The sequence below is a fragment of the Acinetobacter sp. UBA3461 genome (assembly GCF_002381195.1).
GTDB classification, from domain to species: domain Bacteria; phylum Pseudomonadota; class Gammaproteobacteria; order Pseudomonadales; family Moraxellaceae; genus Acinetobacter; species Acinetobacter schindleri.
This window is the reverse complement of the sequence record NZ_DFRO01000004.1, coordinates 11,573-23,177: the sequence shown is the minus strand read 5'-3', so window position 1 is coordinate 23,177 and position 11,605 is coordinate 11,573. Positions and strand designations below refer to the sequence as shown.

Below are 11,605 nucleotides of genomic sequence, written 5' to 3'. Positions count from 1 at the left end.
AGTCACCCAATTGCGATGAGTACGACAGAACTATTTGAACGTAGACGGGAAAATCTGAGCAGGATCATTGATCAATGGATTGCCAGTCAGCGCTTTAAAACAGGCAAAGAGATCTGTGAATATTATGGCCTGTCTGCGACTTATGTCGCTCAGTTACTGAATAGCAAGCGCCAGATTGGAGAAAAGGCGGCTCGGGAACTGGAACAGCAACTCGGCTTGAAATCCATGAGTCTGGATCAGCAAGAGCTTCAGATAGAACAAATAAAAAATACTCTGGTTCCTCATTTATATAGCATGCAGGCGGTGGAGCAGGAACTGTTTTGCTTAAAGCCTCTGAATGCTGTTCATTATGAAATAGAGCCTACTATTCAGTTGCAGGCGAATCACTATGCGATACAGATTAATGGTGAAGCCTATGCACCTACACTAAAATCGGGTTGGTGGTTGCTATGTGACCGTCAGCAGTCAGCTCAAACAGCTGATTGGCTTTGCATACAGTTCATCAATAAATTCTGTTTAATTTTAGAATTACAGCGAGAAACTGAGCAGGAGTTACAATGTCAAAGTCTGGATGGCAAACGTCAGGTTTGTTTTCAGAAACAGGATGTTCAGCAAGCTGATGTAGTAATCGCCATTCTGCATCCAGAACAGATTCAACGGCGATAAAAAAGCCCATCTACAGATGGGCTTTTCATATTTTAAAAGAAGGCTAAAATTATGGAATTTCGTTTTCTTCCTCAAACTCAGGTTTCACTTGCACAATGAAGTCCTGACGGTTCAGGCCACGCCATAAAGCAAAGGCTGTACCGATATAGATCGATGAATAGGTACCCACAAAAACACCAACAAACATTGCGATCGAGAACCATTTCAAACCATCACCACCCATGATCATCATGGCTACGACTACCAGCAATAACGTCATAGAGGTATGAATGGTACGACGTAAAGTTTCAGTCAAGGCAATATTGATGATTTCCAATGGTTCAGCACCACGGATTTTACGGAAGTTTTCACGAATACGGTCAGAGACCACGATGTTATCGTTGAGTGAGAAGCCGATAATCGCCAACAACGCTGCCAGTACGGTCAGGTCGAATGGCCATTGCATCATGGCAAAGATACCCAGTGTCACCACGATATCGTGGAACAAGGACAGTACTGCACCAATCGCCAGCTTGAATTCAAAGCGGATGGTGACATAAACCAGCATCAGCAGCAGGGCAAGGGCAACCGCACCTGCAGAACGCACGTACAGCTCATTACCGACCTGACCACCAACCACATCAACTTTTGGTACTTCAGCTGCATTACCTGGCAGCTGAACTGCTGTGGTAATGGCTTTGGTCAAGTCTTCTGCTTCTACATCTTCTTGAACAGGCATACGCACCATCAGGTCACGATCTGACCCTAAGGTTTGTACCACAGCATCATTAAAACCAGCTTGACTCAATGCCTGAGTAACTGATTCTGGCTGAACCGGATTGGTATAGTTCAGCTCTGCTGCCACACCACCAGTAAAGTCCAGACCCAGGTTCAAGCCTTTAGTGGCAATAAAGAAGATGCTGGCAACCGTTAATAAAATTGAAAACAATGCCGCAGGCAAAGCAATTTTCATAAACGGGATAACACGTTCGTGATCCGGGCGGCCGTATTGTTTTGAATTAGGTTGAGTATTCTCAGTCATCAGTGATCTCCTTAAATGCTCAACTTTTTCAAGTTACGTTTTTTGCCATAGATGATCTGTACAATCGCACGGGTTACAGTAATTGCTGTAAACATCGAGCAGACAATACCAATCATCAGAGTTACGGCAAAGCCTTTGATCGGGCCGGTACCAATCGCGAACAGAATGAATGCCACCAGGAAGGTAGTTAAGTTCGAGTCGAAAATGGTGTTATAGGCCCGGTCATAACCGGCCACAATCGCCTGTTTCGGCGAGGCCCCCCACTTCATTTCTTCCCGTATCCGCTCGCAGATCAGGACGTTGGCATCGACCGCCATACCAATGGTAATCACGATACCTGCAATACCTGGCAAGGTGAGGGATGCACCAATCCATGACATGACTGTCAGGATCATCGCCAGGTTAAATACCAGGGCAAAGTTGGCAATCACACCAAACAGACGGAAGAACACGACCATCCAGATCGCCACCAAGATAAAGCCGATTTGGGTAGACAATACACCTTTATCGATGTTTTCCTGACCCAAACTTGGCCCAATCACACGTTCTTCAACGAAGTACATTGGTGCAGCCAGTGCACCGGCACGTAACATCAAGGCAAGTTCAGACGCTTCCTGTGGAGAATCCAGACCGGTAATACGGAACTGAGAGCCCAATACCGCCTGAATGGTTGCCGCGTTAATTACCACAGATTCGGTATATGGCGTACGAACTTCAGTTTGCTGACCTGTTGCAGGATCTTCAACATAGCTGATCTTCTGCTTATTCTCGATGAACAGTACAGCCATACGTTTGCCAACGGCATTACGTGTGGCATCCGACATGAGCTTACCGCCCGCAGCATCGAGGGTAATGTTCACCTCAGCACCACCAGTGTCCTGGCTAAAGCCACTTGAGGCATTTTGAACACGTTCACCCGTCAGAATACGGGTACGGTTCAGCAATAACTGACGACCGCTGTCCAGAGATTCATAAGCAAATGCTTCAGTACCAGGGGGCAATGTACCTGTTGCCTGACCTGTATATGGATCGATATATTGATCGTTCAGATCTGAGACCAGACGGAACTCGAGGTTTGCAGTACGGCCAAGGACACGTTTTGCCTCAGCAGTATCCTGAACACCAGGGAGTTCAACCACAATACGGTTGCTGCCCTGAGTTTGTACCAGTGCTTCAGCCACACCTAGCTCGTTAATACGGTTACGCAGCGTGGTTAAGTTCTGGTTGACTGCATAGCTTTCAATTTCCTGCTTACGCACATCGGTATAGTTCAGACGCAGGGTAGATCCGGTAGCCGTCGCTACAGCCTGCTGGGTGAATTCATTGTCATTACGGCGCAAAAAGTCCATTACCGCAGAACGATCATCATTATTGGCAAACTGCATGGTAATGGTGTTGTTGCTGAGGGTCAGGCTGTTGAATTTCAGATTGTTATCACGTAATTGACGACGCAGGTCAGTTGCCGATGTTTCCATACGCTGCGCAATCGCCTTGTCCATATCCACTTCTAGCAGGAAGTGAACACCACCACGCAAATCCAGACCTAGCTTCATTGGCTTGGCGCCAATTTTTTGCAGCCATTCTGGTGTTGTTGGTGCAAGGTTCAATGCTACAACATAATCATCGCCCAGGCCGCGACGCAGTGCTTCCTTGGCTTTGAGCTGTGCTTCGCTAGAATCAACACGAAGTAAGGCCGCATTGTTGCTGAAGCTGTTGTCATGAGTTGCAATATTTTCAGTTTTTAATAATTGCTCTGCTCTTTGTACGATGCCCGCATCGATCTGAGTGCCGGCTTTGGCACCCGAAATCTGTACGGCAGGTTCATCTGGATACAAACTAGGCAGGGCATATAATGTACTGATCGCCAGGACAACCAGGATCAGTACATATTTCCATGCTGGGTAACGCATTTGTTTTCTTCTTAAAATTAAAAAGTCGTGCAGGGAGCACGACTTCTTTTGATTAAATGTTATTTAAAGTGCCTTCAGGAAGTACTGAGACCACGCTCGCACGCTGAACTTTTACTTCCACACCACGGTTGAGTTCAACCACAGCAAAGTCACCTTCAATTTTTGTGATTCTGCCCATTAAGCCGCCTGCAAATACCACTTCGCTGCCAACCCCCAGACTTTCAATCAGTGCACGATGCTCTTTGGCACGTTTAGATTGAGGACGCCAGATCAGGAAATAGAAGATTGCTACGAATACCGCAATCATCAAAAGGTTCGCCATCAGGCTTGGTTGTTGTGCAGCTTCACCTGCAGCGTGAGCAGTCGAAATAAATAGGCTCATTTACATTTTCCTAAACTAAAAATGGTTAATTAACTGAATGATAATAAATTGACTTGTTCTGCAATTTACCTTGTCTTTTTCTTTAGCGCAAATACTGAAAGATTAATCTTCAGGACAAGGCGGCACTTGCATGCCACGACGGGCATAAAAGTCCTCAACAAATTGCTCGAATGTACCTTGATCCAGTGCTTCGCGCATCGCTTCAGTCAGACGCAGGTAATAGCGCAAGTTATGAATCGTACCCAGCATAGAACCTAGCATTTCACCGCATTTCTCAAGGTGAAACAGGTAGGCACGGCTAAAGTTTTGGCAAGTGTAGCAATCGCAGGCTGGATCTAGCGGACTTTGGTCATGACGGTATTTCGCGTTACGGATACGTACTAAACCGCCGGTCACAAAATAATGACCGTTACGTGCATTTCGGGTTGGCATTACGCAGTCGAACATGTCGACACCACGGCGTACTGCTTCCACGATATCTTCCGGTTTGCCGACACCCATCAGGTAACGTGGTTTGTCTTCCGGCATTTTCTCTGGAAGATAATCCAGCACCTTGATCATTTCTTCTTTCGGTTCACCAACAGACAGACCACCAATGGCATAACCATCAAAGCCAATTTCAAGCAGGCCTTTTAAGGATTCATCACGCAAATCTTCGTACATACCACCTTGAATAATCCCGAACAGGGCATTGCGGTTTTTCAGTACGTCATGGTGTTGAGTCTTACAGCGTTTTGCCCAACGTAAAGACAGTTGTAGCGATTTCTGTGCTTCTTCATGCGTTGCCGGATAAGGCGTACATTCGTCAAAAATCATCACGATGTCAGAGTTCAAGGTGTGCTGAATGTCCATCGAGATTTCAGGAGACAGGAATACTTTAGAACCATCAATCGGCGAGCGGAAGGTCACGCCTTCTTCCTTGATTTTACGCATCGCACCGAGGCTAAACACCTGGAAGCCACCAGAATCGGTCAGGATCGGGTTGTTCCATTTCATGAACTGATGCAGACCACCATGTTCACGGATGACGTCCAGACCTGGACGCAGGTACAGATGGAAGGTATTGCCCAGAATTACCTGAGACTTAATTTCTTTAATGTCACGAGGCAACATGCCTTTTACCGTGCCATAAGTCCCCACCGGCATGAACATTGGGGTTTCAACCACGCCATGCTCAAGCGTTAAACGGCCACGACGGGCACGGCCCGACTGCGCTAATTTTTCAAACTTCATAGGAGTTCCAAATCAAGGCGAAAAAACAGTTCGCTGATTGTTAATGCTAAAACCGGCTATTTTCCTTGATTCTGACCGTAAACACCAGCGCTCCATCCAGTCCGGGCTGTTTTATTTATGTTGCCTGTATGAATAAAAAATGAAGAATAAGCTTGCGATCTAACGTTCAAACTGGCAGATGCGCTCCTGAATTTCCGCTTGTGTCATGGCACAACTGCCATCAATCTCAGTTGCCATCGCTGCGATATGCTGGATCAGTTTCTGGATATAAAGATTAGCATCGACAAAATGCGGTTCCAGGGTCAGTAAATAGGCCTGATGGGCAACATGTAAATAATCATAAGCTTCTAACTTGACCAGCTGCGCCAGATCAATCAGCAGATCTTTATCGTTCTGGTTTAGCTTAAATGACTTTGACACAGCAGGTTGATTTGCAGGCTGTTTACTGAACAGAAACTGTTCTCTTAATGGACTTTCCGGATTTAGAAAAATTGCCGATTGAAATTCTATTTGTGGCTGTGTTGGCATATGGATAAAAAACACAATCCGGTTTAAGTCCAGGCCATAATCCTGTTCCAGAGCATCACGTGCCTGTTGAAAGAGCTTTAGCAGTACATCCAGTGTATTGGCCTGATCGGTCTTGCTATGTTCCAGCAAAGGGTTGCCGAAACTATGCTGGTTCTTGAAATAGCTGTCCAGCAGTGCACGAAACTGCGTCATACCGTTATTAGAGCTATGGACGGTACGGTAACGCCATTTCGCTGCATTCCAGCGTTCAGTTTCAGACAGATACTGTGCACGATCTTCCTGATCATTAAAAATACTGCGTTCGGTTGAAATGGCGAGATAATCCACTCGCAGAAACTCGTCAAAGACCAGGCTACAGGCATATATTCCGTCGTCACTATAATGATCATAGAGTTGATAAAACTCCTTGATCAGGACTTCCTTTAAGGTATCGAGATGATCCAGCATAGTTTTTAATTCTTTTATTTTTATTTTGAAGCAAAGTGCCTTATCTGGAATCTCCTGATTCATCGCTAAGGCAGTTGGGTATTTCTTATCATCGCATAAATATACGTCAGGGTTTAAAAATTCGGACGATAGTCAAAACTTTGGGTCACGGCCTGATCGCGGAAAGGACGCACAGCTTTCTTTTGTAGCAGCATGTTATTGACTATATTATGTGGGAAAACCTGAATCTGGTTATTAAACAGTTCAACATTACGATTATAGATACTGATTGCGGCACCGACATTTTCATTCTGTTCTTCAATTTCATTCATCATTTTCAGATAAATTTCATTGGCTTTCAATTCAGGATAGTTTTCGATCACCACATTCAGGTTATGCATCAGTTCCCGGTTCAGGCTTTCGATCCGTTGTAATTGCCCAATATCGGCATCTTTAATATTCAGGTTCATGATGTTCTGACGCAGTTCAGTCACTTTCTCCAGCGTGCCTTTTTCGAAACTGGAATACTGTTCGACCAGTGGTTGCAGCCCATCCAGAATTTTCAGTTTCTGCCTTTCATAGCTGGCAACATCAGACCATGCACGAATTGTGGCATTATGATAACGTACGATACTGTTACGGATCATGATGATGGCAACAATCAGCAGAATCGGGATAATGACAAAAACAACAAATCCCATAAAAGCAGTCCCCAGAGAAAATAATTATTTTAAAAACTGAATTAGGTCAGTTTGCAGCTTTTCCAGTTCTACTAATTTAAACGTTCTCAGATGTCCACGCAATGCAGAAATATCCTGGATATTTTGCTTGCGCTCAGGCGCATTAAAAATGTCATGTGGCCCTAAATAGCACAGCACACGTTGTTGGGGATGAAAAATAAGATCGCCTTCACGGTATTGGAAAAATTGACTTAATCGGAGCACAAAACCCGGGCTAAGCTGTTTTGCCATTTGCATGGGATCTGTGCCATAAAATTTTAAACGCTGATTGGTGCGTATATCACTGCTATGCCAAGGATGGCGATAAGGTGAGGGGAATGGACGTCTTGATGTGCTAATGGCAAGCCCTTGCACAGAGACATCAAAGACAAATGCACCCCACAAATTTTTATGTTGTTCAATGAGTTTGACAGTATTGCCATTTTTGTCGATGGTTTTAATTTCATCTACATAGTGGTATTCAAACAACAAGACTTGGTGTTCTTGTTCATTTTCATCTAACCATGTGGTGCTGGCATAACGTGAGATGTCATTGCGTAATGAGCCACGTTCAAAAACAGGAAAAAGGCGTTTTAAATTGCCAATAAATTGCCGAGGATTAAGTGGCATTGAAATATGCTGGGGCTGTTGTTGAAAGTGGAGATGATATTTATGCGTCAGCACACGTTCTTCTAAATATTCAATCACATCATTGATGGGGCGCTCTTGCTCATAAATCAGATAGGCCCAAAACAACATGCCAAAACCCAAGGCAAAATTGCATTGCAGCCAGAAATTGTGCGGTGCAATGATAAGGCTGAATACTTGCATCAAGCCAAAGAGTGCCAAGAACCACGGCAGGGTGTTTTCAAACTTTAGGGAAATTGAACCTTGCCATGGATGCAAGCCATTAAGAATGTCCTGATAGCTTTTGGCATCACTCGATAAGTGCCACAACCGATCGATATTTTTAAACACCACTTCATTTTTCTTACGACGAATATGAATGGAGCGTTGCACTGCATCGATTGGCATAGGTGGGTCCTTATTTGGCCTGATCAATCAGCATGGCATCACCATAGCTGAAGAAGCGGTATTTGCTTTCTACAGCATGCTTATAGGCATTTAGAATATTGTCACGATTCGACAACGCTGAGACCAGCATCAACAGGGTAGATTCAGGCAAATGGAAGTTGGTAATCAGACGATCTACCACTTTAAACTCATATCCAGGGTAGATGAAGATTTGGGTATCACCAGTCCAGCCTTTCAGCTCACCACCATTGGCCTGTGCCGCACTTTCAGTCGCGCGAGTCGCTGTTGTGCCGACAGCAATGACTTTATTGCCACGTTCTTTCGTAGCTTTAATCAGGGCCATGGATTCATCAGAGACCTGACACCATTCACTGTGCATAATATGGTTTTCAATATTGTCGGTACGAACCGGTAAGAACGTACCTGCACCTACATGCAGGGTCACAAACGTTTTTTGAATGCCTTTTTCTTCGAGTTTTTTCAGCAAGTCTTCATCGAAGTGTAAGGAAGCTGTCGGTGCAGCCACACTGGCTAATTTTGTTGGATCATTGAAAACCGTTTGATAGCGTAAAGTATCAATTTCTTCCGCTTCACGGTTGAAGTAAGGTGGAATTGGCAGCGCACCGTATTTATCCAGGACATCTAAAATCGGCTGGGAGAATTCCACCACAAACAGATTCTCATGACGGCCTTGAACAGTCACTTTAACCGCATCCGGGCCAATAAACAGTTCAGCACCGGCTTTCGGTGTATTGCTGGCTTTAATATGACAGTGCGCGATGAACTGATCCATCATGCGTTCAACCAGAACTTCAACTGCACCACCTGACGCACGTTTACCTTTCAGGCGGGCTTTCATTACCTTGGTATCGTTCAGAACCAGCAAATCACCTTCATTCAATAAATCCAGAATGTCGGTAAATTGGTGGTCATGATATTGACCTTCAGCATCGAGGTGTAAAAGGCGGGAAGCACTACGTTGTTCAAGCGGATAGCGAGCAATCAGCTCATCTGGGAGATCAAAGCTAAAATCAGAAAGTTGCATGACAAGTTACGGTAATAAAAATTGGGCTTAGTATAAACTTTTTTCCTTTTCAGAGAGGAAATTGCAGCTTTATAGATCAAAAAAATGAGTTTTGTTTTAAAATTAAACAAATGCAGAGAATCTGCGTTGACATCTGATCGAAACCGAGTAATATACCTTTCATCCACTCCCGAGGTGGTGAAATTGGTAGACGCGGTGGACTCAAAATCCACTGTCAGCGATGACGTGTCGGTTCGAGTCCGACCCTCGGGACCAAAATTCTAAAGAACCCCAAGCATATTCAGTCTTGGGGTTTTTTATTGCCTGATATTTAATTTAACTATCTTAATTCTCTTAAATTTCAGTAATTAAAGTGTTAAATGAATTCTTTGCTATAAAAAATCCCTCTAAATTTAGAGGGATTTTTTATTTTAAAAGCGTTAAGGCGCAGGATTTGGTGGAACCAGTTTATCCAAATCTTTATCGGATATCTGGTCGAGTTCAGCAATATCAGTTTTGATTTTCCATTGAGATTCATCATCCACCGGATTGGGCAGGCGTGCTTCTAACCAGTCACATACCACATCTGGCGGGAAGTCTGCATGATTGCATTGAATTACCCAGCACAGGAAATCCTTCGCTTCACCATTCATATACGGAGGAGGAGATACCGGTAAAAACTGCGTCGGTAGGCGTTCATTCTTGGAAATATAATTCAGAACATGACCGAGTTCCTGTACAGTTTGCCAAGCCAGCGGATGGTCTACATCAATACGGAACTTGAACCACCATGCCTGCTTGCCATCAGATCCATAGCTATCAATCAGGTTTTTTTGAACACTTGGGACTTTACAGAAATACTCATATAAACGATCAAAACTTAAATCGGACACGATGTTGGACTCAAAATTCGGAAAATCAAAGTTTAGCACAAAGCATATACGCAACACCTGAGCCGCAGCACAAATGTCTTTTCTCTATCGGCTGTAAAACCTTGTGGTATAACTGGATAAATTCATATTTTCTCCGTAAATTCTGTATAAAATATAGGCAAATCTATCAAAGGAAGTTCCTATGAAAATCATCTTGTCCAGCGCCTGTCTAGCTGCACTATTATTTGGAGCTTCTGTCCCAGCTGTAGCAGGAAATAACTGGGTCGGCTATACCAGCAAGGAGACTTATAAACGCCCGCAGCACCCACGCCCCCCACAGCAGCATTATCCGCAGCGTCCGCGACCGCCTGCCCATCATTATCCGAATCAGTGGGGCCATACACCGATTCAAAATGGGGTGAGTATTCGTTATCAGGCACCGACCACCATTTATCAAAACTCGACCAGCTATAGCTGGGTAAATGGCGATCCGAACGTGGCACATATTGAAAGCTCACGTTATGTACTGATCAATGACTGGCGCCGTTTGGGTCTGCCTGATCCGCCTGCTGGAATGCACTGGATCTATGAAAATGGACGTTATGTGTTGGTGAATAATCGTTAAACCGCTCTAAATGAATGAAGGGATACTGCGGTTATGCGTCAATAACTCAAAAAAACAAAATAATTTCCTCACCGGTGAGGAGATGATTAGGGTGAAATGATCTGAAATAATTGTTTCTCAAATTCTAAAAGAGATTGACACGTATAAATTAAGTCTTCCTCTCTCACTCTCTCCCAAAGGGAGAGAGGAATCTTCAATATAATTATGAATAAAATATTTTATGCTAACTCATCATCTTCGGGGCGAGGGGTCTTGCCTTGAGGAACTGGTTTTTCAGTATGCTTGTCTCGGATAATTGATGGATAGTTCCAGGATGCATAACGCACAATTAAAATGGCGAAAGCCAAAATGAGGATAGAACCCGTAATAATCACTTGATCCATACTGGCTTTATGCGTGTGTTGAATATCAGAAATCAAGAGGCGTGTCAGCGCAGTAATCGCAATATAAATCAGGAATCGAACTGGCATATGATTGGTTTTAAAGTAAATACCTACCATCGCGCCTAATTCCAGATAGATAAATAACAGCAGAATGTCATCAATACTGGCAAATTTTTTGACTGTCAAAATGTCGATGACGGTATGACTGGCAGACCAGATCACCATACAGCCAATAATGAACAGGGCGAGATAATGAAAACTTTCTACGGCAAGATTACCGCCGCGGTCGAGGAGGGCTTCTATTTTCTTGGCTTTGGAATTAGGTTTCATCACTATGTCCTCCTGATTAAAAATAAATAATTTATAAATCTCAGGAAATTTTCTGCAAATTTCATGCAAAGAAAATGAAAATATGGAAAATAAAAATGTAAAAAGATGAAAAAGTGTACTTTTTTCATACCAAATTGCTATATTGTAGAAGTTGTACATCGAATAATGAGGGAGAAAAAAGATGTTAGAAAAAATCCAAAATAAGATTAGTCAATTAGAAACAGGCAAAAAATTAATTCTGGGTACAGGGATTAAAAGTGATGACATGCAGAAAGTATTAGAGTTGTGTGAATCTTTGCAGTCTGAAGGGGAAATCCGAATTGTGAACAAGCATCTGAATCCTAAGGTGGCCAATCAGCCAGATACGATTCTGATCGAAAAAGTTTAAAAGAATAATAAAAAACGCCTGCAATTGCAGGCGTTTTTTTATGACTTAAATATCTTAAGACTT

Annotated in this window: 13 protein-coding genes and 1 tRNA gene; 4 read left to right on the top strand and 10 right to left on the bottom strand. The window is 43.6% G+C overall.

The features are described 5' to 3' along the window. Positions 1 to 15: 15 nt before the first annotated feature. Positions 16 to 666, top strand: coding sequence for a hypothetical protein (locus B3D47_RS01020; RefSeq protein WP_163170889.1), 651 nt, complete (start codon positions 16 to 18; stop codon positions 664 to 666). 49 nt (positions 667 to 715) lie between these two features. On the opposite strand, the gene secF is transcribed toward B3D47_RS01020, so the two are convergent. From secF to queA, 8 genes are all read right to left on the bottom strand, one after another. Beyond that, entirely contained in the window at positions 716 to 1,690 is a 975-nt protein-coding gene (gene secF / locus B3D47_RS01015; RefSeq protein WP_171056659.1) for a protein translocase subunit SecF, read from the bottom strand. Between the two features lie 8 nt (positions 1,691 to 1,698). Then, on the bottom strand, positions 1,699 to 3,597 hold the full coding sequence (gene secD, locus B3D47_RS01010) for a protein translocase subunit SecD (RefSeq protein ID WP_004816063.1): 1,899 nt from the start codon (positions 3,595 to 3,597) through the stop codon (positions 1,699 to 1,701). 52 nt (positions 3,598 to 3,649) lie between these two features. Then, complete coding sequence (gene yajC, locus B3D47_RS01005; protein ID WP_004816064.1) at positions 3,650 to 3,979, bottom strand: preprotein translocase subunit YajC; 330 nt, start codon at positions 3,977 to 3,979, stop codon at positions 3,650 to 3,652. Between the two features lie 102 nt (positions 3,980 to 4,081). Next, positions 4,082 to 5,212, bottom strand: a complete 1,131-nt coding sequence (gene tgt, locus B3D47_RS01000) for a tRNA guanosine(34) transglycosylase Tgt (protein WP_004816067.1) — start codon at positions 5,210 to 5,212, stop codon at positions 4,082 to 4,084. A 159-nt stretch (positions 5,213 to 5,371) separates the two neighbouring features. Further along, positions 5,372 to 6,187, bottom strand: a complete 816-nt coding sequence (locus B3D47_RS00995) for a DUF4303 domain-containing protein (RefSeq protein ID WP_286859475.1) — start codon at positions 6,185 to 6,187, stop codon at positions 5,372 to 5,374. Between the two features lie 113 nt (positions 6,188 to 6,300). Next, positions 6,301 to 6,867, bottom strand: a complete 567-nt coding sequence (locus B3D47_RS00990) for a LemA family protein (protein ID WP_004816071.1) — start codon at positions 6,865 to 6,867, stop codon at positions 6,301 to 6,303. A gap of 24 nt (positions 6,868 to 6,891) precedes the next feature. Next, the gene (locus B3D47_RS00985; RefSeq protein ID WP_286859474.1) at positions 6,892 to 7,920 is read right to left on the bottom strand and encodes a hypothetical protein; all 1,029 of its coding nucleotides are present in this window, start codon (positions 7,918 to 7,920) and stop codon (positions 6,892 to 6,894) included. A 10-nt stretch (positions 7,921 to 7,930) separates the two neighbouring features. Continuing rightward, a complete protein-coding gene (queA, locus tag B3D47_RS00980) occupies positions 7,931 to 8,965 on the bottom strand; it encodes a tRNA preQ1(34) S-adenosylmethionine ribosyltransferase-isomerase QueA (protein WP_004816076.1) in 1,035 nt (344 codons plus the stop codon). A 168-nt stretch (positions 8,966 to 9,133) separates the two neighbouring features. Here queA and B3D47_RS00975 point away from each other — a divergent pair. Next, a tRNA-Leu gene (locus B3D47_RS00975) sits at positions 9,134 to 9,220 on the top strand. 164 nt (positions 9,221 to 9,384) lie between these two features. On the opposite strand, the gene B3D47_RS00970 is transcribed toward B3D47_RS00975, so the two are convergent. Next, positions 9,385 to 9,837 (bottom strand): hypothetical protein, encoded by a 453-nt coding sequence (locus B3D47_RS00970; protein WP_004816078.1) that lies wholly within the window; start codon positions 9,835 to 9,837, stop codon positions 9,385 to 9,387. 181 nt (positions 9,838 to 10,018) lie between these two features. Here B3D47_RS00970 and B3D47_RS00965 point away from each other — a divergent pair, with 181 nt between their 5' ends. After that, positions 10,019 to 10,441, top strand: a complete 423-nt coding sequence (locus B3D47_RS00965) for an RcnB family protein (protein ID WP_004816080.1) — start codon at positions 10,019 to 10,021, stop codon at positions 10,439 to 10,441. A gap of 218 nt (positions 10,442 to 10,659) precedes the next feature. Here the strand turns inward: B3D47_RS00965 and B3D47_RS00960 are convergent, their stop codons facing one another. After that, positions 10,660 to 11,154 carry a phosphate-starvation-inducible protein PsiE gene (locus tag B3D47_RS00960; protein ID WP_004816082.1) on the bottom strand — a complete coding sequence of 165 codons (495 nt, stop codon included), beginning with the start codon at positions 11,152 to 11,154 and terminating at the stop codon, positions 10,660 to 10,662. Between the two features lie 181 nt (positions 11,155 to 11,335). Here B3D47_RS00960 and B3D47_RS00955 point away from each other — a divergent pair, with 181 nt between their 5' ends. After that, positions 11,336 to 11,542 carry a hypothetical protein gene (locus B3D47_RS00955; RefSeq protein ID WP_004816085.1) on the top strand — a complete coding sequence of 69 codons (207 nt, stop codon included), beginning with the start codon at positions 11,336 to 11,338 and terminating at the stop codon, positions 11,540 to 11,542. Positions 11,543 to 11,605 lie beyond the last annotated feature (63 nt).

Excerpts from the sequence above, each read along its gene's own strand:
- B3D47_RS01020 (WP_163170889.1), top strand. The coding sequence starts at position 16 with ATGAGTACGACAGAACTATTTGAACGTAGACGGGAAAATCTGAGCAGG.
- secD (WP_004816063.1), bottom strand. The coding sequence starts at position 3,597 with ATGCGTTACCCAGCATGGAAATATGTACTGATCCTGGTTGTCCTGGCG.
- yajC (WP_004816064.1), bottom strand. The coding sequence starts at position 3,979 with ATGAGCCTATTTATTTCGACTGCTCACGCTGCAGGTGAAGCTGCACAA.
- tgt (WP_004816067.1), bottom strand. The coding sequence starts at position 5,212 with ATGAAGTTTGAAAAATTAGCGCAGTCGGGCCGTGCCCGTCGTGGCCGT.
- B3D47_RS00995 (WP_286859475.1), bottom strand. The coding sequence starts at position 6,187 with ATGCTGGATCATCTCGATACCTTAAAGGAAGTCCTGATCAAGGAGTTT.
- B3D47_RS00990 (WP_004816071.1), bottom strand. The coding sequence starts at position 6,867 with ATGGGATTTGTTGTTTTTGTCATTATCCCGATTCTGCTGATTGTTGCC.
- B3D47_RS00985 (WP_286859474.1), bottom strand. The coding sequence starts at position 7,920 with ATGCCAATCGATGCAGTGCAACGCTCCATTCATATTCGTCGTAAGAAA.
- queA (WP_004816076.1), bottom strand. The coding sequence starts at position 8,965 with ATGCAACTTTCTGATTTTAGCTTTGATCTCCCAGATGAGCTGATTGCT.
- B3D47_RS00965 (WP_004816080.1), top strand. The coding sequence starts at position 10,019 with ATGAAAATCATCTTGTCCAGCGCCTGTCTAGCTGCACTATTATTTGGA.
- B3D47_RS00960 (WP_004816082.1), bottom strand. The coding sequence starts at position 11,154 with ATGAAACCTAATTCCAAAGCCAAGAAAATAGAAGCCCTCCTCGACCGC.
- B3D47_RS00955 (WP_004816085.1), top strand. The coding sequence starts at position 11,336 with ATGTTAGAAAAAATCCAAAATAAGATTAGTCAATTAGAAACAGGCAAA.